25 protein-coding genes and 2 pseudogenes are annotated in these 25575 nt (G+C 72.6%); 14 read left to right on the forward strand and 13 right to left on the reverse strand.

Translation table 11 applies throughout. The annotated features are described in order from the left end of the window. Nucleotides 1-20 precede the first annotated feature (20 nt). From ACFY3I_RS07295 to ACFY3I_RS07310, 4 genes are read right to left on the reverse strand one after another with little or no spacing between them, the layout of a single operon-like run. On the reverse strand, nucleotides 21-1034 hold the full coding sequence (locus ACFY3I_RS07295) for a sugar phosphate isomerase/epimerase (RefSeq protein WP_365287201.1): 1014 nt from the start codon (nucleotides 1032-1034) through the stop codon (nucleotides 21-23). Next, on the reverse strand, nucleotides 1031-2182 hold the full coding sequence (locus ACFY3I_RS07300; protein WP_390859763.1) for a Gfo/Idh/MocA family protein: 1152 nt from the start codon (nucleotides 2180-2182) through the stop codon (nucleotides 1031-1033). The genes ACFY3I_RS07295 and ACFY3I_RS07300 overlap by 4 nt, the downstream gene beginning before the upstream one ends. Then, nucleotides 2179-3297, reverse strand: a complete 1119-nt coding sequence (locus ACFY3I_RS07305) for a Gfo/Idh/MocA family oxidoreductase (RefSeq protein WP_365287197.1) — start codon at nucleotides 3295-3297, stop codon at nucleotides 2179-2181. The genes ACFY3I_RS07300 and ACFY3I_RS07305 overlap by 4 nt, the downstream gene beginning before the upstream one ends. Beyond that, nucleotides 3297-4103, reverse strand: coding sequence for a sugar phosphate isomerase/epimerase family protein (locus ACFY3I_RS07310; RefSeq protein ID WP_390859764.1), 807 nt, complete (start codon nucleotides 4101-4103; stop codon nucleotides 3297-3299). Before ACFY3I_RS07310 ends, ACFY3I_RS07305 begins: the two co-directional genes overlap by 1 nt. An 82-nt stretch (nucleotides 4104-4185) precedes the next feature. Between ACFY3I_RS07310 and ACFY3I_RS07315 the strand changes: the two genes are divergently transcribed. Both ACFY3I_RS07315 and ACFY3I_RS07320 read left to right on the forward strand, forming a co-directional pair. Next, nucleotides 4186-4815, forward strand: a complete 630-nt coding sequence (locus tag ACFY3I_RS07315; RefSeq protein WP_365287193.1) for a TetR/AcrR family transcriptional regulator — start codon at nucleotides 4186-4188, stop codon at nucleotides 4813-4815. Between the two features lie 175 nt (nucleotides 4816-4990). After that, nucleotides 4991-5788, forward strand: a complete 798-nt coding sequence (locus ACFY3I_RS07320; RefSeq protein ID WP_390859765.1) for a maleylpyruvate isomerase family mycothiol-dependent enzyme — start codon at nucleotides 4991-4993, stop codon at nucleotides 5786-5788. Nucleotides 5789-5985: 197 nt separating this feature from the next. Here the strand turns inward: ACFY3I_RS07320 and ACFY3I_RS07325 are convergent, their stop codons facing one another. The 3 genes and pseudogenes from ACFY3I_RS07325 to ACFY3I_RS07335 form a co-directional block, all read right to left on the reverse strand. Then, on the reverse strand, nucleotides 5986-6408 hold the full coding sequence (locus ACFY3I_RS07325) for an arsenate reductase ArsC (RefSeq protein ID WP_390860103.1): 423 nt from the start codon (nucleotides 6406-6408) through the stop codon (nucleotides 5986-5988). Nucleotides 6409-6537: 129 nt separating this feature from the next. Further along, nucleotides 6538-7224 (reverse strand): annotated as a pseudogene (locus tag ACFY3I_RS07330) (aquaporin); the annotation flags it as partial. Nucleotides 7225-7226: 2 nt separating this feature from the next. Next, nucleotides 7227-7607: an ArsR/SmtB family transcription factor gene (locus ACFY3I_RS07335; protein ID WP_390859766.1), complete on the reverse strand. Its 381-nt coding sequence runs from the start codon at nucleotides 7605-7607 to the stop codon at nucleotides 7227-7229. 80 nt (nucleotides 7608-7687) lie between these two features. Between ACFY3I_RS07335 and ACFY3I_RS07340 the strand changes: the two genes are divergently transcribed. From ACFY3I_RS07340 to ACFY3I_RS07360, 5 genes are all read left to right on the forward strand, one after another. After that, nucleotides 7688-8158: an ArsI/CadI family heavy metal resistance metalloenzyme gene (locus ACFY3I_RS07340; RefSeq protein WP_365287185.1), complete on the forward strand. Its 471-nt coding sequence runs from the start codon at nucleotides 7688-7690 to the stop codon at nucleotides 8156-8158. A 27-nt stretch (nucleotides 8159-8185) separates the two neighbouring features. Further along, nucleotides 8186-9115: a hypothetical protein gene (locus ACFY3I_RS07345; RefSeq protein ID WP_390859767.1), complete on the forward strand. Its 930-nt coding sequence runs from the start codon at nucleotides 8186-8188 to the stop codon at nucleotides 9113-9115. A gap of 92 nt (nucleotides 9116-9207) precedes the next feature. Then, entirely contained in the window at nucleotides 9208-9630 is a 423-nt protein-coding gene (locus ACFY3I_RS07350; RefSeq protein WP_390859768.1) for a hypothetical protein, read from the forward strand. Nucleotides 9631-10087: 457 nt separating this feature from the next. Further along, nucleotides 10088-10375 (forward strand): hypothetical protein, encoded by a 288-nt coding sequence (locus ACFY3I_RS07355; RefSeq protein ID WP_365287179.1) that lies wholly within the window; start codon nucleotides 10088-10090, stop codon nucleotides 10373-10375. A gap of 37 nt (nucleotides 10376-10412) precedes the next feature. Next, entirely contained in the window at nucleotides 10413-10700 is a 288-nt protein-coding gene (locus tag ACFY3I_RS07360) for a hypothetical protein (protein ID WP_390859769.1), read from the forward strand. Between the two features lie 11 nt (nucleotides 10701-10711). Here ACFY3I_RS07360 and ACFY3I_RS07365 read toward each other — a convergent pair whose 3' ends face one another. Together ACFY3I_RS07365 and ACFY3I_RS07370 are read right to left on the reverse strand one after the other, a co-directional pair. Then, nucleotides 10712-11695: an amidohydrolase family protein gene (locus ACFY3I_RS07365; RefSeq protein WP_390859770.1), complete on the reverse strand. Its 984-nt coding sequence runs from the start codon at nucleotides 11693-11695 to the stop codon at nucleotides 10712-10714. 189 nt (nucleotides 11696-11884) lie between these two features. Further along, nucleotides 11885-12148 carry a DUF2630 family protein gene (locus ACFY3I_RS07370; protein WP_365287173.1) on the reverse strand — a complete coding sequence of 88 codons (264 nt, stop codon included), beginning with the start codon at nucleotides 12146-12148 and terminating at the stop codon, nucleotides 11885-11887. A 207-nt stretch (nucleotides 12149-12355) separates the two neighbouring features. Here ACFY3I_RS07370 and ACFY3I_RS07375 point away from each other — a divergent pair, with 207 nt between their 5' ends. The 3 genes and pseudogenes from ACFY3I_RS07375 (at nucleotide 12356) to ACFY3I_RS07385 (ending at nucleotide 16409) form a co-directional block, all read left to right on the forward strand. Then, nucleotides 12356-14128, forward strand: coding sequence for an ABC transporter ATP-binding protein (locus ACFY3I_RS07375; protein WP_390859771.1), 1773 nt, complete (start codon nucleotides 12356-12358; stop codon nucleotides 14126-14128). Between the two features lie 107 nt (nucleotides 14129-14235). After that, nucleotides 14236-15093: a DMT family transporter gene (locus tag ACFY3I_RS07380; RefSeq protein ID WP_390859772.1), complete on the forward strand. Its 858-nt coding sequence runs from the start codon at nucleotides 14236-14238 to the stop codon at nucleotides 15091-15093. Between the two features lie 250 nt (nucleotides 15094-15343). Next, a pseudogene (locus ACFY3I_RS07385) lies at nucleotides 15344-16409 on the forward strand (MFS transporter). A gap of 67 nt (nucleotides 16410-16476) precedes the next feature. Here ACFY3I_RS07385 and ACFY3I_RS07390 read toward each other — a convergent pair. Further along, entirely contained in the window at nucleotides 16477-17565 is a 1089-nt protein-coding gene (locus ACFY3I_RS07390) for a dipeptidase (protein WP_390859773.1), read from the reverse strand. Beyond that, entirely contained in the window at nucleotides 17562-18875 is a 1314-nt protein-coding gene (locus tag ACFY3I_RS07395; protein WP_390859774.1) for an amidohydrolase family protein, read from the reverse strand. The genes ACFY3I_RS07390 and ACFY3I_RS07395 overlap by 4 nt, the downstream gene beginning before the upstream one ends. A gap of 163 nt (nucleotides 18876-19038) precedes the next feature. Here ACFY3I_RS07395 and ACFY3I_RS07400 point away from each other — a divergent pair, with 163 nt between their 5' ends. The 4 genes from ACFY3I_RS07400 to ACFY3I_RS07415 all read left to right on the forward strand — a co-directional run bounded on the left by ACFY3I_RS07400 (nucleotide 19039) and on the right by ACFY3I_RS07415 (nucleotide 23203). Next, nucleotides 19039-19800 (forward strand): IclR family transcriptional regulator, encoded by a 762-nt coding sequence (locus ACFY3I_RS07400; RefSeq protein ID WP_390859775.1) that lies wholly within the window; start codon nucleotides 19039-19041, stop codon nucleotides 19798-19800. A 5-nt stretch (nucleotides 19801-19805) separates the two neighbouring features. After that, complete coding sequence (locus ACFY3I_RS07405; RefSeq protein WP_390860104.1) at nucleotides 19806-20753, forward strand: ornithine cyclodeaminase family protein; 948 nt, start codon at nucleotides 19806-19808, stop codon at nucleotides 20751-20753. Nucleotides 20754-21014: 261 nt separating this feature from the next. Then, nucleotides 21015-21419, forward strand: a complete 405-nt coding sequence (locus ACFY3I_RS07410) for a MarR family transcriptional regulator (protein ID WP_365287286.1) — start codon at nucleotides 21015-21017, stop codon at nucleotides 21417-21419. Nucleotides 21420-21481: 62 nt separating this feature from the next. Beyond that, nucleotides 21482-23203, forward strand: a complete 1722-nt coding sequence (locus tag ACFY3I_RS07415; protein WP_390859776.1) for an MFS transporter — start codon at nucleotides 21482-21484, stop codon at nucleotides 23201-23203. A 127-nt stretch (nucleotides 23204-23330) separates the two neighbouring features. On the opposite strand, the gene ACFY3I_RS07420 is transcribed toward ACFY3I_RS07415, so the two are convergent. Together ACFY3I_RS07420 and ACFY3I_RS07425 are read right to left on the reverse strand one after the other, a co-directional pair. Beyond that, complete coding sequence (locus ACFY3I_RS07420; protein ID WP_390859777.1) at nucleotides 23331-24575, reverse strand: MFS transporter; 1245 nt, start codon at nucleotides 24573-24575, stop codon at nucleotides 23331-23333. A gap of 302 nt (nucleotides 24576-24877) precedes the next feature. Further along, nucleotides 24878-25300 (reverse strand): Fur family transcriptional regulator, encoded by a 423-nt coding sequence (locus ACFY3I_RS07425; protein ID WP_390860105.1) that lies wholly within the window; start codon nucleotides 25298-25300, stop codon nucleotides 24878-24880. Nucleotides 25301-25575 lie beyond the last annotated feature (275 nt).

Genomic DNA, 25575 nt, shown 5'->3' on the forward strand with positions numbered 1-25575 from the left:
GCGCACCGCTCACCCGGCGGCTACTGGTTGCTGAACGCGGCGTCGAAGGACGCCTTCGGGACCGGCCACAGCAGCGAGCGCACGAAGTTCACCGCCTCCGCCGCACCGTGCAGGCGGTCCATGCCCGCGTCCTCCCATTCGACGGAGATGGGTCCGGCGTAGCCGATGGACTCCAGGGCGCGGAAGGCGTCCTCCCAGGGCACGTCGCCGTGGCCGGTGGAGACGAAGTCCCAGCCCCGGCGCGGATCTCCCCACGGCTGGTGGGAGCCGAGGACGCCGGCCCGGCCGTTGCGCGGACGCAGCCGGGTGTCCTTGCAGTCGACGTGGTAGATGCGGTCCTTGAAGTCGGTGATGAAGCCGACCGGGTCGATGTTCTGCCACATCATGTGGCTGGGGTCCCAGTTGAAGCCGAAGGCCTCGCGGTGGCCGACCGCCTCCAGGGCGCGGACGCTGGTCCAGTAGTCGTAGGCGATCTCGCCCGGGTGCACCTCGTGGGCGAAGCGCACGCCCTCCGCGTCGAAGACGTCGAGGATCGGGTTCCAGCGGGTGGCGAAGTCCTCGTAGCCGGCGTCGATGACGGTCGCGGGCACCGGCGGGAACATGGCGACGTAGGGCCAGATGGCGGAGCCGGTGAAGCCGACGACGGTGTCCACGCCCAGCTTGCGGGCGACCCTGGCGGCCCGCTTCATGTCCTCGGCGGCCCGCTGCCGTACCCCTTCGGGGTCTCCGTCCCCCCAGACGTACGGGCGCAGGATCGCCTGGTGGCGGAAGTCGATGGGCGCGTCGCAGACGGCCTGGCCCGCGAGGTGGTTGGAGATGGCGTACACCCTGAGGCCGTGCCGGTCCAGGATCTCCAGGCGGGAGGCCGCGTAGGCGTCGTCCTCGTCGGCTCGTTCGAGGTCCAGGTGGTCTCCCGAGGCGGCGATCTCGAGGCCGTCGTAGCCCCACTGCGCGGCGAGCCGGGCCACCTCCTCGAAGGGGAGGTCGGCCCACTGGCCGGTGAACAGGGTGACCGGGTGGGTGGCTGCGGTCATGCGCGGTCCTCCGTCTCGGATGCGGTGTCGGGTGCGGTCTCGGGTGTGGTCCTGGATGCGGTGTCGGGTGCGGTCTCGATCCAGGTGCCGCCTTCGGCGGCCGAGGCCAGGACGGCCTCGGTGAGCCGGGCGGCCCGAAGCCCGTCGGCGAACGTCGGCATCCCCTCGGGGTGCCCGCCCCGTACGGCGTCGTAGACGTCGGTCACGAACGCCGTGAAGGCGTCCTGGTATCCGAGGGCGTGGCCGGGAGGCAGGACCGACACGCGGGCCGAGTCGGCGGCGGCGGTGCCGGGGTCGCGCAGCAGGAGCCGGGAGCCCTCGCGCGCGCCGATCCAGAGTTCTTCGGGGCGTTCCTGTTCGAACCGCACGCTCTGCCGGGTGCCGTGCAGTTCGAAGGTGAGGCTGTTCTTGCGGCCGGGGGCGAGCTGACTGACGAGCAGGGTGCCCAGCGCCCCGTTGCCGAGTTCCACGAGGAGGGCTGCGGTGTCCTCGTTGGTGACGGCGGTGCCGCCGCGTTCGGGGAAGACGGTCCGGGTGCGGGCGGCCAGCCGGTGGACGCGCTGTCCGGAGACGAACTCGACGAGGTCGCAGAGGTGGGAGCCGATGTCGGCGAAGGCCCGGGAGGCGCCGCCCGCCTCCGGGTGGGCGCGCCAGTTGGTGTCGTCGGGATCCAGGAGCCAGTCCTGGAGGTAGCACGCGTCCAGGGTGAGGACGGTGCCGAGCTCTCCCTCGGCCACGAGGGCGCGGGCCTGACGGGCCATCGGGTGGTACCGGTAGACGAAGGGGACCGCCGCCACCCGGCCGGCCTCCCGCGCCGCCGCGACCAGCCGTTCGGCGTCCGCCGCGGTGGTGGCCAGGGGCTTCTCGCAGATGACGTGCGCGCCCGCGGCCAGCGCCGCCAGGGTGTGTTCGACGTGCAGCGTGTTGGGGCTGCACACATGGACGACGTCCAGGTCACCGGCCGCGGTGAGGCTGCGGGCGTCCGGTTCGCAGCGTTCGACGCCGAGGGCGGCGGCGGCCTGTTCACCGCGTTCGGGGGTCGAGCTCGCGAGGGCGGTCGGCACACCGCGGGCCGCGCGGCTGGCGCGGGTGTGCACGGCCGCCATGAAGCCGCCGCCGATGAATCCGGCGCGCAGGGGCCGGTTCACAGGGTGGCTCCGTAGGGGTCCCGGTCCTCGGGGACGAGGGGTGTCTCGCCCGCGGAGCTGGCCACTTGGACCGTCTCGCCGGAGACGACGGACTCGTCGATCGAGATCATGGTGTCCAGGACGTGGTACCCGAGGTCGCCGGAGGCGCTGTGGGGCACGCCGGCGCGGATGGCCCGCGCCATGTCCAGGACGCCGAGTCCGCGTCCGGCCTCCACGCCGACCGGCGGGACCGTCTCCCAGACGGGGTCCTGCCCGCGTTCCTGGACCCGGGTGATCCGGACCTCTCCCGCGAAGGTGTTGGGGTCGGGCAGCACCAGCGTGCCCTCGGTGCCGGTGATCTCGACGAACCCGGTGCGGGTGAGCGGCGAGTCGAAGCTGAACACGCTCTGGCCGACCCCGCCGTTCTCGAACCGGATGAGCGCCGAGACGTGGGTGGGTACGGCGACGGCGAACTCGGTGCCCGCGCGCCGGCCGCTGCGGACGGTGCGTACCGTGCGCGCGGTGGAGCCGGCGGCGGAGACCCGGCTGACCGACCCGAACAGGCAGACCAGGGCGGTGAGGTAGTAGGGCCCCATGTCGAAGAGCGGTCCTGCGCCCCTGGCGAACAGGAACTCGGGGTCCGGGTGCCACAGGTCGGGGCCCGCGTACTGCATGACGGTCTGCGCGGACAGCGGGGTGCCGATGTCCCCGCGGGCGACGGCGCGCAGGGCGGTCTGCAGTCCGGGGCCGAGCACGGTGTCGGGGGCGACACCGACCCGCAGCCCGGCCGCGGCCGCCCGGTCGAGCAGGGCGCGGGCGTCGGCCCGGTCGACGGCGACGGGCTTCTCGGACCAGACGTGCTTGCCCGCGTCGACGACGGCGGAGCTGACCTCGGCGTGGACGGCGGGGACGGTCAGGTTGACGACGATGTCGACGTCCGGGTGGGCGAGGACGTCCGCCGCGGTGCCCCACTCCTCGACGCCGTACTTGCGGGCCTGGGTCTCGGCGCGCGCGGTGTCGAGGTCGCCGACGACGACCACGCGCAGGTCGGGGAAGGCGGTGAGGCTGGTCAGGTACTGGTCGCTGATGTTGCCGGCGCCGATGAGGCCGACACCGACCGGGTGGTCCGCCGCCATCAGGCGATGCCCTTTCCGGCGAGGTAGGCGACGCCCGTGGCGATGCCTTCGAAGATGTCGCCGTCGTAGTGGTCGAACTCGAGGATCGCGTACTCGGCGTCCGGGGCCGCGGCGAGCGCGGCGTCGAGGGCGATCTCCCCCTGGCCCGCGGGGACCTGGTGGGTGTCGGCGGCGTCGAAGGGGGCGCCGGAGGTGAACGGGTCGTCGATGACGGGGCCGTCCTTCACGTGCAGGGCGGTGACCCGGGAACCGAGGCGGCGCAGCAGCGACACGACGTCGTAGCCACCGGCCGAGGCCCAGAACAGGTCTATCTCCAGGGCGACTTCGGGTGCCAGCAGCTCGGCGAAGCGGTCGAAGGCGTTGACGCCGGCGACGGTGTGCACGAACTCCTGGGAGTGGTTGTGGTAGCCGACGCGCAGCCCGTGGTCGGCGGCGCGCTTCGCGGCCTCGTTGAGCAGTCCGGCGGTTCGGGCGATCTCCGTCTCGTCCGCCCAGCGCGCGGCGGGGACGAACGGGTCGAAGAGGACCTCCACGCCCAGGCGCCGGGCGGCCCGGAAGGTCTCGTCGAGAGTGGGGGTCCCCTCGGCGGGGGCGCGCTCCGGGGAGAGGAAGCCGGCGTGTCCGGTCGGGGCGGACAGGCCGTGCCGGGCGAGCGCGTCGGCGAGTTCCGGGGCGCGGTGCACGAAGCCGAAGGCCTCGACATCGCGCAGTCCCAGGGCTGCGAGGCGGCCCAGGGCCGCGTCTTCGTCGGCTTCCAGAGCATGCCGGACGGAGTAGAGCTGCACCGACAACCGCGGTGTCGACATGAGGACTCCTCTCGGGGTGTACGACCGCACAACAGAATACCGACAGGGGTGCTGGTTTCTAGAGGGCGTTTAACATCTCCGTATGGCAAAGGCGACCGCGCGGCAGGGGACGGCCCCCCGGAACTACCCCAAGGGGGAGCGCCGGCGCGCCCAGATCATCGAGGCCGCGTTCACCGCGTTCGGGCAGGTCGGCTACCGCAACGCGAGCATGGTCCAGCTCGCCGCGGCCTGCGACGTCTCGCGGGCCGGCCTGCTCCACCACTTCCCGACGAAGGAGTCGCTGCTCGAAGCGGTCCTGGAGGAACGCGAACGGCAGGACGACGCGCACTTCTTCGGGTCGGGCGCGGTCAACCGCGACGGCCTGGAGTACTTCGCCAGCATGATCCGGCTCGTCGCGCACAACCAGGCCAACCCGCTGATCGTGAGCCTGTTCGCGGTACTGTCCAGCGAGGCGACCGCGCCGGACCACCCGGCGCACCCGTACTTCGTCGCACGCTACGAACGCACCCGCCGGCAGATGCAGTTGGCCGTCGACGACCTGGTCCGACGCGACCTGCTGCGTCCGCACGTCGACGCGTCCGGGCTGGCGGCCGACCTCATCGCCTTCATCGACGGCCTGCAGATCCAGTGGCTGCTCAGTCCCACCGACATCGACATGCCGGACCACCTGCGCAAGCTGCTGCGCGGCCTCATCAGCGTCGAACTGGCGTAGTCCGGCGCCACCTTGGCCGATCGTCACCGAATGCGGGCAGGACGTAACCGGCGGGCGTCCGGCCCGTGCCGCGCGACCGGTCCATGCCGTGCGTCAGTCGCCTCGGCGGTGCGTCCGCCGCCCCGGCTGTGAAAATCGCTGTCCGGCCGCCGGAACACGGTGATAGAGAGTCCGGGTGACGACGACACTCGCGTTCCCCGTCCTGTTGCGGCTCATCGACGAACGGTCGAAGGCCTTCCGCGCCACGGTCGCCTCCGCGCCCAGCCTCGACGTACAGGTGCCGACCTGCCCCGAGTGGACACTGTCCGATCTGGCGCAGCACATCGGCGAGGGGCGCCGCGCCTGGGCCGCCACCGTCGCCGCAGGGCCCGCTCCGGCCAAGTCCGTACCGGAGGACGCCCCCGCCGCCCCTCGGGAGCGGGAGGCCCTGCCGGCCTGGTTGGCCGCGTCGACAGGGGAGTTGCTGGACGCGCTGCGTGAGGCCGGCCCGGACCGGGGTTGCTGGACCTGGTGGGGTGCGTCCCAGTCGCCGGGGAACTGTGGCGCCGTCGCCCGCCACCAGCTCCAGCAGATCGCGGTGCACACCTACGACGCGCAGGTCACCGTGGGTACGCCGGAACCGCTGCCGGACGAGGTGGCACTCGACGGTGTCGAGGAGTTCCTGTTCACCTGCGTCGCGACGACGAGTCCCTGGCCGCACAAGCCCACCGCCTTCGACTTCCACGCCGCCGAGGGCCGCTCCTGGCGCCTCACGGTCGACGGCGACGGCGCACGCACCACCCGTGTCCCCACGCCCGGCACGACACCTGCCACCACGGCCGACAGCGGCCCGGACGCGGCCGGTGTCTCCGTGCACGGCACGGCCAGTGACCTGGTTCTCTTCCTGTACGACCGCATCCCGGCGCACTCCCTGCGGATCGAGGGAGACGCGGGCCTCTTCGACCTGCTCCGCGAGTGGGAACCGGAGGAGTAGGGAGGAGCAAGGAGGAGCAGGACGGGTGCCGCTGAGCGGCGAAGCGGGCCTTGCCGGAGTCCGGGACGGCGGGGTCACCGGAGTCGGGTCGAACTCGCGTCGGAGTCAAGCGGGTCGGCTGAGCTACCCCGTTCGAAGCCCGCCCCCGGCGCTGTGTTCGGGGCCCATGGGCGTGATGCGCGCGCTGGGCGGGGCGCTTACGCGCCGACCGTGGAGGTGATCTCGCCGATCAGGCCGCGGATGCGCTTCTCGATCTCGTCACGGATGGGTCGTACGGCGTCGACGCCCTGGCCCGCCGGGTCCTGGAGCGCCCAGTCGAGGTAGCGCTTGCCGGGGAAGACCGGGCAGGTGTCACCGCAGCCCATCGTGATGACGACGTCGGAGGCTTGCACGGCTTCGACGGTGAGCACTTTGGGAACCTCGGCCGAGACGTCGATGCCGACCTCCGCCATTGCTTCGACCACGGCCGGGTTGACCGTCGCGGCGGGTGCCGACCCGGCGGAACGCACCTGTACGCGGTCGCCCGCGAGGTGGGTGAGGAAGGCGGCGGCCATCTGGGAACGTCCGGCGTTGTGGACGCACACGAAGAGCACGGACGGTTGTTCGGCGGGGGTGTTCATGGCGGCTGTGCTTTCTGACGGAGGGCCGGGGCAGGGGAGGGTGGGAGCGGCGGGTTCGGGTTCACCCGGGAGGGCGGCCGGGACGGTGGGTGCGGGGAGTTCGGGTTCGCCGGGGAGGCCGGCCGGGACGGCGGTGGGTGCGGGTGCGCGGCGCCCGAAGACGGCGGCGACCAGGCCCAGCCCGAGCGCGGCGCCGACCAGTTGGGCCGCGACGAACGGGCCGACGGACCCGGGGGCGATTCCGGCGAACGTGTCGGTGAAGGTTCGGCCGATGGTGACCGCGGGGTTCGCGAACGAGGTGGACGACGTGAACCAGTACGCGGCGCCGATGTACGAGGCCACGGCCACGGGCGCGTAGCGGCCCTGGCCGGTTCGGGTCAGGCCGAAGACGAGCAGGACGAGACCGGCGGTCGCGACGACCTCGCCCAGCCACAGGTGACCGGCGAAGCGGTCGTGCGTGGACCACCGCACGAGCGGCCTGCCGAACATCGCGTCCGCCAGCACCGCGCCCGCGACGGCTCCGGCGACCTGCGCCGGTATGTACGCGGCGGCCTCGCGCCCGCTCGGCCCGTCCCCCGTGCGGCGGCCGGTGGCCCAGGCGGCGAGGGTGACGACGGGATTGAAGTGCGCGCCGGAGACCGGGCCGAGGAGTGCGATCAGCACACCGAGGCCGAAGACCGTGGCGAGCGAGTTGGCGAGCAGTCGCACGCCCACGTCGTGGGTCAGTTCGGCGGCCTGGATGCCGGAGCCGACGACGATCGCGACCAGGGCCGCCGATCCGACCGCCTCGGCGGCGACCCGGCGGCCGAGCGGCATGCTCACGCGGTCGCCTCGGCGGTCCGCGACGTCTTCAGGAAGGCGGCGAGCCGGTCGAGGGTGGCGGGCAGCGCCCAGTAGTAGACCCAGGTACCTCGCCGCTCGCAGTCGATCAGACCGGCCTGCCGCAGCAGCTTGAGGTGGTGCGAAATGGTCGGCTGGGAGAGGTCGAAGGCCGGGGTCAGGTCGCAGACGCACACCTCGCCGCCCGCCCGCGAGGCGATCATCGACAGCAGCCTCAGGCGTACCGGGTCGCCCAGCGCCTTGAACAGCCTGGCCAGCTCGGCGGCCTGGTCGTCGTCCAGCGGAGCGGCCGCGAGTCCGGGGCAGCACGTCCCGTCCCCGTCGTTCCGCCCGAGGACCACAAGCTCTTGCTTCGACATGTGTCTATGTTGACAGTCTTCGATACAGGTTGGCAAGGTTGAATCGACAGACATCAATGCAAGTCGATGGGAGACCCGCCATGTCCCGCGCCCAGCTCGCTCTGCGTGTCAGCGACCTCGAAGCGTCGATCACCTTCTACTCGAAGCTGTTCGGCACCGAACCGGCCAAGCGGCGCGAGGGATACGCCAACTTCGCCATCACCGAGCCCCCGCTCAAGCTCGTCCTGATCGAGGGCGACCCCGGCGAGGAGACCCGCCTCGACCATCTCGGCGTGGAGGTCGAGTCCCCCGACCAGGTCCAGGCCGCGACCGCCCGGCTCGCGGACGCCGGCCTCGCCACCTTCGAGGAGAACGACACCTCCTGCTGCTACGCCCTCCAGGACAAGGTCTGGGTGCACGGCCCCGGCAAGGAGCCGTGGGAGGTCTACGTCGTCAAGGCCGACGCCGACACCCTCGGCAGGAGCGCCGCCCCCGCAGCGACCGGCGACACCTGCTGCGCCACCCCGGCAACGGAGGAATCGGCCCCCGCCGGTGTCAGTACCCGTCGCTAGCATCGCGGCAGTCTCTGGGGAGGAAGCATGGGCAGTTCTGGCGACTTCGTCCTGGCGCGCAGCGATTCTTCGTTGCCGGGCCTGCCGGTGTTCGACGACCCTGAGTGGTGCGTCGAGGAGCAGGCCGACTACTTCCACGAATGCCCGCCCCGCCCCGGCGGCTGGCAGACGCTGCAGGTGAACGACTACCTGCCGGAGAACGACGACGACCGGTGGCTGCACCGGCTCGTCACAGCAACGGGCTCGCCAGTCATGATCGCAAGCGTCATGGACAGCGATGTGTGCCACGTCCGCGGTCTCACTCCGTCCGGGGTGGCATGGTCGACCTTCCTTGATCCGGTGATGGCTGCCGACTACGGGGTGTCGGTGCCGTCGCCTTCGGAGGACGAGGCGCCACCGGGGAGGACCGGCAAGGAGGAGAGGGTCCGTCGTCTGCTCGCGGACGTGCCCGAAGCGGCCGAGCAGATCGCGGTTTGGGCGGCCGAGGCAGGGTTCACCGCCGATCGGGAAGCACTGCGCACGGTCCTGACCAAAAGGGCCGACCCGTTCGCGGAAGACCTCTTCTTCGAACTGGTCGACGCCTGCGGACTGCCGCCGGCCGACCCTGACCGGGAAGATCCCGCGGTCTCGGACCCTCCCGCGCACCCGGGCCACCGCCCTGAGCGGAACTGTCCACGCGGCGCCAGGCTGGAAGCAACTGTGCTGAACCTTCCCCGTGACGGCCACCTCGTTCTGCAGTGCGCCGCGGACCCGGACTGCTACGCCCAGGTCTGGCTCCGGCCCGACGGCACCTACCAGCTCGAATACCGTGACCGCAGCCCTGCAGAGCACTATCAGACACGGACGCTCTCAGCGGACAAGGTCATCGCGGCCCTGACAGGCTGGACAGCGGGCGAGGTCACCTGGCAGCAAGCCTTCCAGTGGAACCCGATCGGCTCCTGGTTCAGCGATTCCTGAGGACGGCTCGGACGCCGTGATCACACGAGCGACGCCAAGATCATCCCACCGATTCCGACGTGACCGCCCGTGCGTCGAGCCAGACTTGGTGGATGGAGACGAACACCCCGTGGTCACCGGCGGATGCTTGGGACTGGACGGAGGAGTGTGCGCGGTACGCCGACGCCTCGGCACGGGGAACAGGCTCCTGGGTTCCCGCCGTCGCAGAGGAGTTGGTGCTGGCCGCCAGGGCGAGCGCGTCGAGTCGGTGGTATCCGTTCACCAGCCACAACTTTCTCCGGTTTGTGGACGGCCCGACGTTCTGGATGTCCGGCACACAGGACGTGGCGGAGCTGGAGGGGTCCATCTCCTTCGACACCGACGAGCCGGAGGGCCGTCCCACTTTCCGGGTCTGGAGCGGCCTCCTCCTCCGGAAGCCCGACCCCGTACTCGTACTCTCCACGCCGAACGCGGCTGAGGCCGTACACGCGTTGGTAGAACTGTCACCGGCTCACGGCCTGGCACACCGACCGTAGCGGCTACTTCTCCCTCGGCGTTTTCGGGACAGCCCTCACAACTCGCTTCACGATGAGGTCCGTGAGGGCGGCTTTCACACTCCTGGCACAGACCACACCCGCCGAAGGCCTGGTCGATGGATCGACAGATCGACAGACCGATTCGACCGCGAGTCGGTGCCCGGGCGCTCCGGTGCTCGCGGGCACCGACGCCCATGCGTAGGCACCGGGGGTGAGCAGCGCCCTGGACCGGCTCGATGCGGCGCTCCCGCCCAACCCCGTTCAGGGCGGGACGGTCGGTCCGTCGGCGGGCCGCACCTGGGCGGCGGAGTGCCGGGCTGTCCCGCCGGTGGTGCACGGCCGCGCCGATCGTCACAGTCGCCCGTTTGGGGGGCGCCCAGATGCGAGGCGTGCACGTGTCCGTACGGTCGGTTACAGGGCCGGGATGTGCCTGGCCTGTCCAGTCCGGAGGTTCGTCATGCGTCTCATCGGCTCGACACTCACCACGCTCGCCGCCGCCGGAATGCTCGCGTTCGCCGTCCCGGGCTCGGCATTCGCCGCGAACGGGTTCCTCGAGATCGACGGAGTCCATCACTACGCGCCGCGAGGCTGCTTCGAGATACCTCGGCTGGCGACCGTCGTCAACTTCACGGACGAGCCCGTCTTCATCCACAACGTTCCGGGCTGCGCGGGGCAGGTCATCCGGGTCGTCCCCCCGGGGCTGGCGTTGCAGGTGCCCGGGACGCACAGCATCGCCGTCGGTTGACGCGAACCCGCCGGACCGGTGTCTTTGAATGCCGGCCATGGACGGCTCCGCCCGCATGTGGATCAGCGCGATTCCCTCGCTCGACCCGGACTTCCGGGAAGTGGTCCTGGACATCGACCACGCGTCCACCGACCCGGCCGAGCGCATGGTCCGCGTGCTGCTGAACCGGGCCCACGAGGGCGAGACGGGTGTGTTCCACCTGCTGCCCGGCGATCCCACGGCCCGGTACGAGCGAACCGGGGGCCGGCTGCGCGTCTCCCTGCCGGCGAACCGGAAGATCCTCGCCGCCGCGCCCCTGCCTCCGCCGGCCGGACCGGGCGGGTGACCTCGGACGGCTCACACCCCGAACAGCCGCGCCGCGTTGTCGTGGCACACCGCGCGCAGCCACTCCTCCCCCAGGTCCAGGCGTTCCAGTGCCTGGAGCTGATGCAGGTACGGATAGGGGATGTTGGGGAAGTCGGATCCGAGCAGGATGCGGTCGCCCAGGTCGGCGACCTGGGGCAGGGCGCTCTCGGGGAACGGCATGAAGTCCTCGGTGAAGTCGGTGAACGCCATCGTCGTGTCCAGCCGCACCTCCTCGAACCGCTCCGCGAGGCCGAGGAAGTCGGCGTACTCGGGCATCCCCATGTGCGCGACGATCAACCGCAGCCTCGGATGGCGTGCCAGCACCCGCGCGATCGGTTCGGGGCCGGTGTACCTGCCGGGTGCGGGACCGGAGCCGCAGTGGATCACCACGGGGGTCCCGGTGTCGGCCAGCATTCCCCACGTCTTGTGGAGGAGTTCGTCGGCCGGGTCGTACGCCCCCACCTGGACATGCGCCTTGAAGACCCGGGCGCCCGCCTCCAGTGCCTCGGCCACGTACGTCTCCACGCCCGGTTCGGGGTAGAGGGTCGCGGTGTGCAGGCAGTCGGGGGTGCGGGAGGCGAAGTCGGCGGCCCAGGAGTTCAGCCATGCCGCCATGCCGGGCTTGTGCGGGTAGAGCATCGCGGTGAAGGCTCGTACACCGAACTCCCGCAGCAGGGCGGTGCGTTCCGTCTCCTCCTTGCGGTAGGTGATCGGCCATTCCAGTCCGCCGATGAGCGGCCCGGTCGTGTCGAAGTAGTTCCAGACCTTGTGCAGGACGCGCTCGGGCATGAAGTGGGTGTGGACGTCGATCAGTCCGGGCAGCCCGAGCCGTTCCCAGAACCGGCGGACCTCGGGGGCCTCGGCTGCTTCCGCACGCGAACCCGCCTCGTCCCCGTGGTCACGGTCACGGTCGTAGTGGCCCTGGACGGGGGCGGGTTCGGCTGAGCCTGCGGGTGCTGTGCGGTGATCGTTCATACCGCCACGATCGGTGCCGCCGCGCAGGAAATCCAGTCTCCCGCCGCCGTCCCCGCCCGCCCACGCGGCCCGGCAGGCGGCGCGCTCGGCGATCAACACGCTCAGCGGTCAACACGCTCAGCGATCAGCAGGCCTGGCCGACCGCCGGGCAGCAGCCCGGCCTCAGGACGGGTACCGGGCAGCCCGCCCTCAGGACAGGTAGCCCTCCACCTCCGACGCCGGGCGGACGTTCGCCTCGGCGGGGTCCTGTCCCGCCGCGATCCTGGCCCGGCGCTGCCGCAGCAGGTCCCAGCACTGGTCGAGTTCGGTCTCCAGGTGCGCGAGCTGGGCGTGCTCGGCGGTCTCCTCGATCTCCTGCTGCGCCAGCCGCTCCCGCAGGTCCTTCTCCTGGCTGATCATCTCCGTGATACGGCCGAGTATCCGCTTCTCGGCCTCGGCTTCGGGTCCTGTCATGGCTGCCTCTTTCCGGAAGACGGAACGGATCACCCCCACGACGGCACTCCGCCGTTTCGGCCGCCCCTCTCCCCCCACCTTCTCCCACCCCGCCCCCGGCCGCATCGGCCGCTCGGCCGTACCTGCGTGGTGGCCGGGTCCCGGGGTGTACGGTGACCGGCGGAAAGCGGTTGCCGAAGGCCGGCAGCGCAGGGAGGACCACCGCCGATGGCGTCGACGTCGGAACGCCCGCTCGACCACCGCTACCGGGGCGAACACCCCGTCCGCACCCTCCTCTACCTGCTGCGCGCCGATCGGCGCAGCCTCGCGGCCGCGGTGGTCGTGTTCACCGTCAAACACAGCCCCGTCTGGCTCCTGCCGCTGATCACCGCCTCGGTGGTGGACACGGTCGTGCAGCACCGGGAGATATCCCGGCTCTGGACCGCCGTCGGGATCATCATGACGGTCCTGCTCCTCAACTACCCGCTGCACGTGCTCTACGTGCGGCTGCTCTACGGCAGCGTGCGCCGGATGGGCACCACGCTGCGCTCGGCGCTGTGCACCCGCATGCAGCAGCTGTCCATCGGCTATCACTCCCGGGTCAGCGCCGGTGTCCTCCAGGCCAAGGTCGTACGGGACGTCGAGACCGTCGAGCAGATGGTCCAGCAGACCTCCGAACAGGGGCTGGGCGCGCTGACCGTGCTGGCCGGCGGGCTGGTGATCATCGGTGTCCGCACACCGGAGTTCCTGCCCGTCTTCGTGGTCGTGGTGCCGGGCGCGACCCTGCTCGTGGCCCGGCTCCGATCCCGGCTGCGGACCCACAACGAGCACTTCCGGCACGAGGTGGAGACCCTGTCGTCCCGGGTGACCGAGATGACGCGGCTGATCCCGGTCACCCGCGCCCACGGGCTGGAGGGCAAGGCGCTGCGCCGCATGGACGGCACCCTGAGCCGGCTGCTCACCTCGGGGCTGCGCCTGGACCTGGTCAACGGCCGTTTCGGGTCGCTGGCCTGGGTGGTCCTCAACGTGATCGGCGTCGCCGTGCTCGCCGCCGCCGCGCTGGTGTCGTACTACGGCGTGTGGGGCGTCTCCGCCGGTGACGTCGTCATGCTCAGCGCCTTCCTGACCACCCTGACCAACTCCACCACGACGCTGACCAGTCTGGCTCCCGTCGTCACCAAGGGGCTGGAGTCGGTCCGTTCGGTGGGCGAGGTGCTGGAGGCGCCCGAGCTGGAGGACAACGAGGGCCGGGCGGAGGTCACCGCCGTCCGCGGTGCGGTCGCCTTCGACCGGGTCGGGTTCGCCTACGAGAACACCGGCCGGGCGGCGGTGGCGGACTTCACCCTCGACGTGGCCCCGGGCGAGACCGTCGCCCTGGTGGGCGCCTCGGGGGCCGGCAAGTCCACCGTGCTCAACCTCGTCATCGGGTTCATCCGGCCGACCACCGGCCGGCTGCTCCTGGACGGCACGGACATGAGCGGGCTCGACCTGCGCACCTACCGGCGGTTCGTCTCGGTCGTCCCGCAGGAGTCGATCCTCTTCGACGGCACGATCCGGGAGAACGTCGCCTACGGCATGGAGGACGAGGCCGACGAGAGCGCGGTGCGCGCGGCGCTGCGTGACGCCAACGCGCTGGAGTTCGTGGACGGGCTTCCGCAGGGCCTGGACACCGTGGTCGGCGAGCGGGGCGCCCGGCTCTCCGGTGGTCAGCGCCAACGCCTCGCCATCGCCAGGGCCTTGATCCGCGACCCGCGGGTCCTGGTGCTCGACGAGGCCACCTCGGCGCTGGACACCCGCTCCGAGGCGCTGGTGCAGCAGGCGCTGAGCCGTCTGCTGCGTGGTCGCACCACCTTCGTGGTCGCCCACCGGCTGTCCACCGTCCGCGGCGCCGACCGCATCGTGGTGATGGGCGACGGCCGGATCCGCGAGATCGGCACCCACGAGGAACTGCTGAGCCGGGGTGGCGCCTACACCGCGCTGCACGGCGGACAGGTGGCCTGACCTGCGCACCCCCGGGACCAGCCGACGGTCAGGATCGGGCCCGCCCTCGTACGCCCTCGTGACGCCTTCGAAGAGAGCGTCGGGCCCGCTCACGGCATGCTGGGAACATGATGGTGCTCGCCGTGCTCTTCGCCGTCCTGGGTGCCGTCAGCAATGCGACGGGCACGGCCTTCCAGCGCAAGGCGGCCTCCACCCTGCCCGGCGGAGGCGGGGTGCGGCTGCTGCGTGCGCTGGCCCGGCGGCCCGCCTGGGCGATCGGCATCGCCGGTGTCGCGGGGGCCGCGGTCTTCCAGGCGCTGGCCCTGGTGAACGGCCCGATGGCGCTCGTCCAGCCGCTTTTCATGCTGGAGCTGCCGTTCGCCCTGCTGATCGCCGTGCCGCTGCTGCACCGGCGGCCGAGTCCGCAGGGCTGGCGGGCGATCGCGGTGGTGGTGGCCGGGCTGGCCCTGCTGCTCGGCTCGGCGGCTCCGTCCGGCGGCCGGGAGCAGGCGTCCATGCAGCGCTGGATCCCGGCGCTGGCCCTCACCGTGGGGGCCATCGTCGGCATCGTGCTGCTCGAACGGTCCTCGACGTCTCCGCTGTTCCGGGCGGCGGCCCTGGCGTCGGGGGCGGCGGTCGGCAACGCGCTGACCGCCGCGCTGATGAAGTCGGCCACCGGCCGGCTCGCCGACAAGGGTCTGCCGGCCTTCCTCACCACCTGGCAGACCTACGGTTTCGCGCTCGCCGGCATCGCGGCGCTGCTGCTCCTGGAGAACGCGCTGCAGGCCGGTCCGCTGGTCGCGTCCCAGCCCGCGCTGACGATCGGCGACGCGGCGGTGAGCCTGCTGCTGGGCGTCGTCCTGTTCGACGAGTCGGTGCGTACCGGATGGTGGCTGCTGCCCGAGGTGGCCGGCGCCGGGCTGATCGCGTGGGGCGTGGTCCAGCTGACGCGCGTCGTACCGCACCTGTCGGACGTCGTGCACTGAGGCCTCGCGGGGGCGCCGGCCGGTTCGGCTGCCGCCGGCGGTCGGTGCCCTCGGTCAGCGCGTCGAGCGCGCGGGACCCCTTGGACGTGAGGTGCGGGGCGAGGCTGTCCCGGCCGCGGGAGCGCCGGAGGCGGGCGGCCCGGACGCGGGCGGCCCGGATGCAGGCGGGCCCGATGCGGGTGGTCGCGGACACCGTACATTCGTACGAACCTTTGCACGGACCCCTCGGGCACACTCTGGAGCCACCGCCATGACCGCCGACCTCGCCCGGCGCCGTACCGCCGTCTTCGTCCTGTTCTTCGTCCCCGGCCTGACCATCTCCTCGTGGGTCACCCGCACCCCGGACGTGCGGGACATGCTCGGTGCCTCCACCGCGCAGATGGGCCTGATCCTGTTCGGGCTGTCGGTCGGCTCGATGGCCGGGATCCTGTGCTCCGGCGCCCTGGTGGCCCGCTGGGGCGCCCGGCTCGTCGTCCTCGCAGGTACGACGGCGATCGCCGTCGGAGCCGCGCTGATCGGTGCCGGGGCCGCCGCGGGCGCGGACCTCGGCGTCGCCCTGGGCCTGGGGCTGTTCGGACTCGGCATGGGCGGCGGCGAGGTGGCGCTCAACGTGGAGGGCGCGGAGGTCGAGCGGCTGCTCGGCCGTTCCACGATGCCCGCCATGCACGGCTTCTTCAGTCTCGGCACCGTCGCGCCGGGACCCGGGCACGGCACGGGCCGCGGCGGTGTGGAAGGACCCCACCCTGCTGCTCATCGGCTGCGTCATCCTCGCCCTCGCCATGGCCGAGGGCACCGCGAACGACTGGCTGCCGCTGGTCATGGTGGACGGTCACGGCTTCGACGCCGCGCTGGGTTCGGCGGTGTACGCGGTGTTCGCCGCCGCGATGACCGTCGGACGTTTCGTCGGCGGGCGGTTCGTCGACCGGTTCGGGCGGGCGGCGGCGCTGTGCGGGAGCGCGCTCGTCGGGGCCGCCGGACTGGCCCTGGTGATATTCGTCGACGACCAGGCGGTGGCGGCCGCCGCCGCGATCCTGTGGGGCCTCGGGGCGTCGCTCGGCTTCCCCGTCGCGCTCTCCGCGGCGGGCGACTCCGGCGACGGATCGGGCAGCGGCTCCGCGGCCCGGGTCGCCCTGGCCGCGACCGTCGGTTACGTCGCCTTCCTGGTGGGTCCGCCCACCCTCGGCTACCTCGGCCAGCACTTCGGGCTGCGGCACGCCCTGATCCTGGTGCTCGCCCTGGTGGTGGCCGCCGCGTTCGCCACGCCGGCGGCCCGGTCCCCGCGGGCGGTACGCGACGCGGAACCGGTGCGCGGGTGAGGGCCGCCGCCCGCGGGGGCGTCCTCCTCGGGACCGCGCGCGGGGACGACGTCCACCGGCCGGCCCCTCAGGCCGTCCAGACGCGGTCGGCGTAGGCGAGGAAGTTGCGGCCGAGGATCTTCTCGATGCGCGCCGAGCGGTAGCCGCGCCGCTCCAGGAGGCGGACCAGGTCGCGGAACTGCTCCACGCCCCGCAGGTCCACGACGAAGGGGTAGGTGTCGGCCCGTTCGCCGGCCGCGCCGACGCCGGCCGCCCGGCGGGCGGCGACGTGCTCGGCGAGGGCCGCGCGGTAGGCGTCGAGGTCGTCCACGGCGGTCACACCGCCGTCGGTGCCGATGCCGACGTGGTCCTCGCCGCAGACGTCGACCGCGTGCGCGATGTGGTCGACGACGTCGGCGGCGGTGGCGTGCCCGGTCGGGTTGAGGAAGGGCATGAAGTAGATGCCGACGAACCCGCCCCGCTCGGCGACCAGGCGCAGTTCCTCGTCGGTCTTGTTGCGCGGCAGGTCGACCAGGGCGCGGCAGCCGGTGTGGTTGATCGAGACAGGCTGCCGGGAGTACCGGGCCGCGTCCAGGCAGGTGTTCTCACCGCTGTGCGAGAGGTCGACCATCAGGTGGTGGTCGTTGAGGGCGTCGACCACCTTCCGGCCGAAGGGGGTCAGGCCGCGGTTGGCGGTGGCCATGGAGCCGTCGCCGAGGTGGTTGGCCTGGTTGTAGGTGAGTTGCACGACCCGTACACCTGCCGCCGCGAAACCGGCCACACGCTCGTCCACGAGGTCGGGGTCCTCGCCGACGGCGACGGCGTTCTGGAAGCCGTAGACGACGCCGATCCGCCGCTCCCGGTGGGCGCGCCGGATGTCGGCGGCCGTGCGGACCTTGAGCAGGTCGGCGGGGTGCGCGGCGAGGATCCCGTCCCAGACGGCCATCTCGTCGAGTGTGTGCTCGTAGGGCGGCAGGTCGCCCATGGTGTAGCCGAGGGTGATGTTGACGGCGGTCAGGCCGGAGGCGCGGGCCTCGGTGATCGCCCGCGCGTCGACGGCGAGTTGACCGCTGTCGGGGTTGAGTCCGGCGGCGGCCGCCAGGGCGGCCGGTGCGTTGGGGTTGTCGAGCTGTCCCAGCGCGTTGACGATCATCGGGTGGGTGGCTGCGACGGTCACTGGGCGTCCTTCTCGAAGTCGGCGCGGGTGAAGCGGCGGCCGCGCTTCACGGTGAGGCTGATGCTGCGCAGGTGGGCGATGTCCTGGAGCGGGTCCTCGTCCAGGACGGCGAAGTTGGCGAGCTTTCCGGCTTCGACGCTGCCCATGTCCGCCTCGGTCCCGGCGGCCCGGGCGCCGACCAGGGTTGCCGAGCGCAGGACTTCGGCGGCGGGCATCCCGCACCGGTCGGCGAGGAAGGCGAGTTCGCCGTAGAGGGCGGGGAAGGGGTCGTCGGGTTCGGTCTCGAAGTCGGTGCCGGTACAGATGCCGACTCCGGCGCGGTGGGCCTGGGCGGTGACGGCGGCGGCCAGCTCCGCGGCGAGGCGGGCCCGTTCGGCGGACTCGGCGGTGTCCCCGCGGAGTTCGTCGCTGGTCCACATGGACGCGGTGGCGTCCAGGACGGTGCCGCGGCGGCGCATCTCGGCGAAGAGGGCGGCCAGCCGCGGGTCGTCACCCGTGCTGAAACGGGCGTGATCCACCGGAGGTTTGGCCTTGTAGCTGCTCAGCGGGCCGGTCGGATCCTCGAAGGCGAGCAGGGTGACGTGCGAGACGCTGTCCACGCCCGCCGCGACGACCTCGCCGGGGGCGGCCGGGAAGACGGCGGCGTGCGCCCAGACGGCGATCCCCTGGCGGTGCGCCTCGGCGGTGACGGCGGCCACGGTCTCGGCGTCCAGGTCCGCGTAGACCTTGATCGCGGCGGCGTACGTGCCACGGGCCAGGGCCACCGCGATCCGGAGGTCGGTTTCGGGGGTGACGGCCTGCATCCACGGGACGGCGCCGGGTACCGCGCCCCGGGAGACCTCGTGGGTGCGGGGGTCGTCGAAGAAGGAGGGGCCCGCCATGAGCGCCGCGTAGCGGATGTCGGGGCCGGGGATCTCCCCGACCAGCGTGGCCCGGGCGAGGTCGCCGATCTGCCGCAGGTCGTCCGCCATGTCACGGACGGCGGTGACCCCGCTGTGCACCAGGCGCCGGAGCACCGCCTCGGCGGCGGGGCGGTCGGGTGGGGTGGCCAGGTGCTGGTGGGTGTCGATCAGGCCCGGGACCACGAACCGCCCGTCGAGTTCGACGCGGGGGGCGTCGGCCGGGAGCTGGGGCAGCGGGTCGCCGTCGTCCGTGACGGTGTGGATCCGGGCGCCGTCCGTGACGATCGTGGTGCCCGGCCGGGCCCGGTCGCCGGTGCCGTCGAACAGGGCGGCGCCGCGGTAGACCGTGACGGATCCGGCGGACGGTGCGGCCCAGGGGGTCGGGGCACCCGGGGGCAGTTCGGTCATGGTCACCTTCGGTCCGCTCGCCAACAGTTTGTTACGCTCTACGTAACAACTGTATCGTGTGATGAAAACGCGAGTACTGTACTCCGCGAACGGCGGATCACCGCAAGGAGCCGAGGACCCGGTCCCTGGTCACAGCCGTGGACGAGCGAGACGGAGGGACCCCATGCCCGTCACACCCCCTGCCGCGGCGCCGCCCAGATCGGCAGTGGACAAGGCGCTCGACCTGATCGAGGCCGTCTCCCGGGCACCGCACCCGGCGCGGCTGACCGACCTCGCCGTCGAGGTGGGCCTGCACCGTGCCACCGCCTACCGGATCCTGCTCGACCTGGTCCGGCGGGGCTGGGTGCTGCGGGCAGGCGACCGCTATCTGCCCGGCGCCGCCGTGCTCCGGATGTCCGCGACGGCCGCCGGCAACTCGCTGACCGCGCTGGCCCGTCCGGTGCTGGAACGGCTTTCCGCCGCGACCTCGATGATGGTCAACCTCCAGGTGCTGGAGGAGGGCGGCGCCCGGGTCGTCGACGTGGTCCGGCCCGAACGGCTGGCGATGATCAGCCATCTGAGGGGCGAACTACTGCCGGTACGGCGGTTCGCCGGCCCCCTGGCCCTGGTCGCCGCGCTCGAACCGGAGGCGAGGACACGGTGGCTGGACGGGCTCGCGGACGACACCGGCACGCTGGCCGGGGAGTTGGCCGAGGCGGAACGGACCGGCGTCGTCGTGGAGCACGGCCGTAACGACGAACTGGTGGCCTCCGTCAGCCGGGCGGTGGTGCCCGATCGCGGTGCTCCGGTGTGCGCGCTGACGGTCGTCGGGCCGGAGGCCGAGTTCGACGGACCGAAACTGGCCTCCGTGGAGCGGGAGTTGCGCGCGGCCACGGACGAACTGGTGACGGCCCTGACCGCCGACGACGCGCAGTCCGGCCGGTGAGCGGCATGCTGGTGCTCGACCGTCGCCTGACGGCCGCCGCGTTGCGGCCCGGCGCCGTCCTCGACGCGGTGGGCCGGGCTCTCGTCGCCGTCGCCCGCGGTGAGGCCTCCGTGCCACCGCGGATCGCGGCCCTGACCCCGGCCGGCCTGCTGGGCGCGATGCCCGGTTACGTACCGGGACTGGGACTGGCCGCGAAGCTGGTCACCGTGACCGCCGATCCCCGGCACCCCGGACGGGGCTTCCACCGGGGGCTGGTGGCGTTGTTCGACGAGGCCGACGGGCGGGCGCTGGCCCTCGTGGACGGCGAGTCGCTGACCGAGGTCCGCACGGCGGCGGTCGCCACCACGGGCGCGCTGGCCCTGGCCGCCCGGCCCGGCCTCGGCCGGGTGGCGGTGGTGGGCACCGGCGCCCAGGCGCGCGCCCAGCTCGCGCTGCTCGCTGCGCTGCGACCGGGGGCCGAGGTGACGGTGGCCGGCCGTGACCTGCCGCGGGCCCGGTCGGCCGCCGCGCTGTGTCCCGGCGCCCGGGTCGCCGCCGGTATCGAGGACGCCGTGCGCGCCGCCGACGTGGTGTTCTGCTGCACCGGTGCCACCGCGCCCGTCATCCGCCGCGAGTGGCTCGCTCCCGGCACGCACGTCTCGTCCGTCGGGGGCTCCCAGGGGCCCGAACTGGATGCCGGCACCGTCCGGGACGCGATCCTGTTCGCCGAGTGGACCGGCGCGGCCGGGGCACCCCCTCCGGCGGGAGCCCATGAACTCCAGGACCTCGCCCCCGGTAGGCAGGTGACCCTCCTCGGGTCGGTCCTGGACGGCACCCGTCCCGGGCGGGGCGGTGACACCGAGGCGGTCACCGTCTTCAAGTCCACCGGCCACGCGGCTCTCGACGTCGCGGCGGTGCGGGTGGCCTACGACGTGGCGGTCGAGCAGGGGTGGGGCGTGCGGGTGGACCTGTGACGGGCGGACCTCCCCCGACACCGGTCGCGACAGCGGGTGTTCCGTAATCGGCCCACGGCCGCCCCGCGCGTGTTCCGTGACCGTCCCACGGGCCCCCGCGGCTGTCGCGTGGCTGTCGCGTGGCGATCCGATACCCCAGGACTCTTTGTTTCACGCTACATCTAGATGCATAATCGCATTATGGAGAACCGGGACGCCGACAAGGACACCGCCGACGCGCAGGCGGGTGCGCGGGGCCCCGCCGGTTCGGCGGAGCAGTTGATGATCGCCGTGGAACGGCTGGTGCGCCATGTGCGGCACAGCGCCACCGCCGGCGGCCTGAGCACCGCCGCCTCGTCCGCGCTGGCCCGGCTCGGCCGGGAGGGTCCCCTGCGGCTGACCGAACTGGCGCGAGCCGAGGGCGTCTCACAGCCGGGGATGACCCAGCTCGTGGGCCGGATGGAGCGCGCGGGGCTGGTGTCGCGCGGCGCCGACCGCACCGACGGCAGGGGCGTCCTGGTGGAGATCACCGGGACCGGTCTCGACGTCTTCCGGCAGCGGCGCGCCGAACGCGCCCTGGCCCTCCAGGAACTGGTCGAGGAGCTGACCGGCCCCGAGCAGCGGGCCGTGCACCTCGCCCTGCCCGCCCTGGCCCGCGCCATCGAGGAACGCCGGGCCCGCGACTGACCCCTCGGCAGCCGCCCCCTCAGGGCCGTCCCGTCCGTCCGCATCCGGAGAGAGGATCGTCGATGAGTGCCTCGCACCCGAGCACCGCGAGCCCGTTCAGGCAGCCGAAGGCCGTGTGGGCCGTGGCCTTCGCGTGTGTGATCTCGTTCATGGGCATCGGCCTGGTGGACCCGATCCTGCCCGCCCTGGCCACGAGTCTGCACGCCTCCCCGAGCCAGGTGTCGCTGCTGTTCAGCAGCTACCTGATCGTGACCGCGGTCGCGATGCTGATCGTCGGCTGGGTGTCCAGCAGGATCGGCGCCAAGCGAACCCTGGTCGCCGGCCTCGCGGTCATCGTCGTGTTCGCCGCGCTCGCCGGCACGTCCGGCTCGATCAACGGGATCGTCGGATTCCGCGCCGGGTGGGGACTCGGCAACGCCCTGTTCATCGCCACCTCGCTGGCCGTCATCGTCGCCTCGGCGAGCGGCGGATTCGCCGGCGCGATCATCCTCTACGAGACCGCCCTGGGCCTCGGCATAGCCGTCGGCCCGCTGCTGGGCGGCGAGTTGGGAGCCATCAGCTGGCGCGGCCCCTTCTACGGGGTCGCGGTGCTGATGGCGATCGCTCTCGTCGCGACACTGGCCTTCGTGCCGTCGCTGCCCAGGCCGGAGCGCCGGACCTCACCGCTGGCACCGATCACCGCGCTGCGGCACCGCGGTCTGCTGACCATGGGCATCATGGCCCTGCTGTACAACTGGGGCTTCTTCACGATGCTCGGCTACGCGCCCTACCCGATGGAGCTGGACGCCCATCGGCTGGGGCTCGTCTTCACCGGCTGGGGTCTGCTGGTCGCCGCGTTCAGTGTCTTCTTCGCACCACGTCTGCAGGCCCGCTTCGGCACCGCGCCCGTCCTGTACGCCAACCTGGTCGGCCTGGGCGCGGTGATGGCCGTCATCGCCGCCGGGGTCGACACGCCGGCGGTGGTGATCGTCGCCGTCGTCGTCAGCGGGATCTTCATCGGCGTCAACAACACCCTGACCACCCAGGCGGTGATGGTGGTCTCGCCGGTGGAGCGGCCGGTGGCCTCCTCCGCCTACGGCTTCCTGCGGTTCATCGGCGGCGGACTGGCTCCCTACGTCGCCGGGAGGCTCGCCGACGCCACCGACCTGAGCGTGCCGTTCTATCTGGGCGCCGCCACCTTCCTGCTGGCGATCCCGGTCCTGGCCAGCGGGCACGGGCTGCTGCGCGAGGCCGAGTCCCGCCTCGGGGGCGGGGAGCCGGTCGCGCCCGCCCTCACCCCCGTCGGGCGCCGGGTCGCTGCCGGTGCCGGGCCGGTCGTGGTGGCCGTCGGCAACCACGACCGGGCCGCCGCCATCGTCGACGCGGCCGCCCGGCTCGCCCGGGACACCGGCAGCCCGCTGGAGGTGGTGCACGTCCAGCGGACCGCGGTGGTCGAGGAGCAGGCCGCGGACACGGAGACCGCCGAGGAGGCCCGGGCCGCCGTGACCGCCCACCTGGACCGGCTCGCCGCCCAGGGGGTCGCCGCCACCGGCCAGGTCCTGGACAGCGTCGGTGACCACGCCGCCGCGGGGCGGGTGCTGGCCCGGCACGCCGCCGAGGTCCGGGCCCGGGCGGTCGCCGTAGGGCGGTCGCCGCGCGGTCCGCTCGCCCAGTTCACGGACGGCAGTCTCACCACCGCGCTCGCCCACGCCGCCACCTGCACGGTCGTACTCGTCGACCCGGCGGAAGCGCCCCGGCCGCTGACCGCGTCCGCCCTCGACGAACTGCGCGACACCCCGGCCTGACCCGGCTCCTGGGCTCAGGCCGGCCCGTCGCCGGGTGGGCGGCGACCGGTGCCCTCGGTTCCGGTCGCCGGTGCCCTCGGTTCCGGTCGGCGGCGTCCGTGGGCGGCCGGTGGCTCGGTCGGGCAGCTCAGCCGGCCGGCCGGTGCTCCCCGACGGAACGGACCCCGGCGTCCTCGCCCGCGGCGACCACCGGATTGCCGTCCTGCGAGGTGACCACCTTCGAGGGGCGGTCGCCGCGGTCCAGAACCCCGCCGGTGACCGCCAGCGCCAGCCCGGCCAGGGCGAGGGCCGCGCCGACCAGGTTGGGGGCCGCCCACCCCCAGCCCGCCGAGATGACCAGCCCGCCGAGCCAGGCACCGGAGGCGTTCGCCAGGTTGAAGGCGGAGTGGTTGGAGGCGGCCGCCATGGTCGGCGCGTCCTTCGCGTTGATCATCAGCAGCATCTGGACGGGCGTGGTGATGAGCGCGCCCATGGCGCCGATGAAGGTGACCGTGACCAGCGCCGGCACCGTGCTGTGGACGGTGAAGTAGAACGTCACGAGCCCGGTCGCCAGCAGGACGATCCCGGCGTACAGCGTCGGGCGCAGGGCCCGGTCGGTGAGGGGGCCCGCGGCCAGGGTGCCGAGGGTCATGCCGACGCCGTACAGGGCGAGGACCCAGGTGGTGGAGGCGTCGGAGATGCCGGTGAGGTGGGTCAGCATGGGGACGAGGTAGCTGTAGACGGCGAAGAAGCCGCCGAAGCCGACGACGGCGGTGGCGAGGCCGATGAAGACCTGCCGGTTGCCCATGGCCCGCAGCTCCCGCCGGACGCCCGCCTGCGGTCCGCGCGGCTGGTGCGGCACGAGAAGGGCGAGCGCGGCGAGCGCCACCAGACCGATGACGGCGACCGCGCAGTAGGCGTACCGCCAGCCGAGGTGCTGGCCGAGGGCGGTACCCGCGGGAACGCCGACGATGTTCGCGACGGTGAGGCCGAGGAACACGCTGGAGACGGCGCGGGCCGCACGTTCGGGAGCCACCAGCCGGGAGGCGACGACGGCGCCCACGCCGAACAGCGCGCCGTGCGGCAGACCGGCCAGGAAGCGCGCGGCGAAGAGGAGACCGAAGTTCGGGGCGAGCGCGGACGCGGTGTTGCCCACCACGAACAGACCGGTCAGCAGGAGCAGCAGGCGCTTGTGCGGTACCCGCGCCCCGATGCCGGTGAGTACGGGAGCGCCGACGACGACGCCGAGCGCGTAGGCGGAGACGAGGTTGCCGGCATGCGGCACGGAGACACCCACCCCGTCCGCGATCTGGGGCAGCAGGCCCATGGTGGCGAACTCGGTGGTGCCTATGCCGAAGGTGACGACGGCAAGGGCAAGCAGGGCCAGAGGCATGGTGGGTGAGCGAACCTTTCGGGGACGGCTGTCCGGGGACGGGGAGCGGGGCGGAGCCGGGAGGTGTCTTCGTCCTCCGGGGTCCGCCGCGCCGAGCGTCCTTGCCCAGCACACCCCCAGAAACGTTTCAGCCAACCGGACCGAGCGCGCATTCCGCGATCGGCCGAATTGGCGGGGTGACCTGCGTCACCACCTCGGACGGCGGGCACCACCGGCGGCCGGTGCCGCCTACCACCGGTGCCGCCAACCACCGGTGCCACCTACCACCGGTGCCGCCTACGACCAGTGCCGCCTACGACCGGTCAGGCCTCGGCGGTCCTCTGGCACTCCGCGCACAGGCCCCACCAGGTGATCTCGGCCTCGTCGACGGCGAAGCCCAGGTCCTTCCCGGGGGTGAGGCACGGGGCCGCGCCCACGCGGCAGTCGACGTCCTCGATCAGACCGCACCGACGGCAGACGAGGTGATGGTGGTTGTCGCCGACGCGCAGCTCGTACCTCGTGGGTGAACCGGCCGGCTCGATGCAGCGGACGAGCTCCGCCTTCGTCAGGTCCTCCAGGACGTTGTACAGGCCCTGCCGGGACAGGCCGCCGGACTCGGCGACGCGTGTCTCCAGGTCGGCCGCGGTGGAGTGCGGGTGGCCCCGCAGCGCGGTCAGCACCGCCCGGCGCTGGGCCGTGCTGCGCAGCCCCCTGCCCTTGAGGAGGTCGCCCACCGACTGCTCCATGGTCACCGCCCTCCACACCTGGGTGCCCGGCCGCGGATGGCGCCGCCGTGCGGCCGCGGTGCCGGCGCGGCCCACGATACAACCCAGAGTTGACTCGGTCAGATCTGGCCCACCCGGCTCGCGGAGTGGGGTGCGCGGTGTCCGCGCCGGTCGAACATGGCCCGCTACTTTCGACAGAGTCAATTCCAGGATTTCGCGGCAGTGCGGCCGCGACGGGGCGGTTCGGCTACTGACTGGTCGTCACATTCGGTCATGTGCAAGACAATTCAGCCGGG

It is taken from the genome of Streptomyces sp. NPDC001068 (genome assembly GCF_042897315.1).
In the GTDB taxonomy this organism is placed as follows: Bacteria; Actinomycetota; Actinomycetes; order Streptomycetales; family Streptomycetaceae; genus Streptomyces.

What these genes read in the sequence shown, in the direction of transcription:
- ACFY3I_RS07405 (WP_390860104.1), top strand. Translation starts at nt 19,806, where the DNA reads ATGCTGGTGCTCGACCGTCGCCTGACGGCCGCCGCGTTGCGGCCCGGC.
- ACFY3I_RS07420 (WP_390859777.1), bottom strand. Translation starts at nt 24,575, where the DNA reads ATGCCTCTGGCCCTGCTTGCCCTTGCCGTCGTCACCTTCGGCATAGGC.
- ACFY3I_RS07360 (WP_390859769.1), top strand. Translation starts at nt 10,413, where the DNA reads ATGGACGGCTCCGCCCGCATGTGGATCAGCGCGATTCCCTCGCTCGAC.
- ACFY3I_RS07310 (WP_390859764.1), bottom strand. Translation starts at nt 4,103, where the DNA reads ATGTCGACACCGCGGTTGTCGGTGCAGCTCTACTCCGTCCGGCATGCT.
- ACFY3I_RS07365 (WP_390859770.1), bottom strand. Translation starts at nt 11,695, where the DNA reads ATGAACGATCACCGCACAGCACCCGCAGGCTCAGCCGAACCCGCCCCC.
- ACFY3I_RS07375 (WP_390859771.1), top strand. Translation starts at nt 12,356, where the DNA reads ATGGCGTCGACGTCGGAACGCCCGCTCGACCACCGCTACCGGGGCGAA.
- ACFY3I_RS07305 (WP_365287197.1), bottom strand. Translation starts at nt 3,297, where the DNA reads ATGGCGGCGGACCACCCGGTCGGTGTCGGCCTCATCGGCGCCGGCAAC.
- ACFY3I_RS07315 (WP_365287193.1), top strand. Translation starts at nt 4,186, where the DNA reads ATGGCAAAGGCGACCGCGCGGCAGGGGACGGCCCCCCGGAACTACCCC.
- ACFY3I_RS07380 (WP_390859772.1), top strand. Translation starts at nt 14,236, where the DNA reads ATGATGGTGCTCGCCGTGCTCTTCGCCGTCCTGGGTGCCGTCAGCAAT.
- ACFY3I_RS07335 (WP_390859766.1), bottom strand. Translation starts at nt 7,607, where the DNA reads ATGTCGAAGCAAGAGCTTGTGGTCCTCGGGCGGAACGACGGGGACGGG.
- ACFY3I_RS07410 (WP_365287286.1), top strand. Translation starts at nt 21,015, where the DNA reads ATGATCGCCGTGGAACGGCTGGTGCGCCATGTGCGGCACAGCGCCACC.
- ACFY3I_RS07295 (WP_365287201.1), bottom strand. Translation starts at nt 1,034, where the DNA reads ATGACCGCAGCCACCCACCCGGTCACCCTGTTCACCGGCCAGTGGGCC.
- ACFY3I_RS07415 (WP_390859776.1), top strand. Translation starts at nt 21,482, where the DNA reads ATGAGTGCCTCGCACCCGAGCACCGCGAGCCCGTTCAGGCAGCCGAAG.
- ACFY3I_RS07340 (WP_365287185.1), top strand. Translation starts at nt 7,688, where the DNA reads ATGTCCCGCGCCCAGCTCGCTCTGCGTGTCAGCGACCTCGAAGCGTCG.
- ACFY3I_RS07345 (WP_390859767.1), top strand. Translation starts at nt 8,186, where the DNA reads ATGGGCAGTTCTGGCGACTTCGTCCTGGCGCGCAGCGATTCTTCGTTG.
- ACFY3I_RS07355 (WP_365287179.1), top strand. Translation starts at nt 10,088, where the DNA reads ATGCGTCTCATCGGCTCGACACTCACCACGCTCGCCGCCGCCGGAATG.
- ACFY3I_RS07325 (WP_390860103.1), bottom strand. Translation starts at nt 6,408, where the DNA reads ATGAACACCCCCGCCGAACAACCGTCCGTGCTCTTCGTGTGCGTCCAC.
- ACFY3I_RS07425 (WP_390860105.1), bottom strand. Translation starts at nt 25,300, where the DNA reads ATGGAGCAGTCGGTGGGCGACCTCCTCAAGGGCAGGGGGCTGCGCAGC.
- ACFY3I_RS07350 (WP_390859768.1), top strand. Translation starts at nt 9,208, where the DNA reads ATGGAGACGAACACCCCGTGGTCACCGGCGGATGCTTGGGACTGGACG.
- ACFY3I_RS07395 (WP_390859774.1), bottom strand. Translation starts at nt 18,875, where the DNA reads ATGACCGAACTGCCCCCGGGTGCCCCGACCCCCTGGGCCGCACCGTCC.
- ACFY3I_RS07400 (WP_390859775.1), top strand. Translation starts at nt 19,039, where the DNA reads ATGCCCGTCACACCCCCTGCCGCGGCGCCGCCCAGATCGGCAGTGGAC.
- ACFY3I_RS07370 (WP_365287173.1), bottom strand. Translation starts at nt 12,148, where the DNA reads ATGACAGGACCCGAAGCCGAGGCCGAGAAGCGGATACTCGGCCGTATC.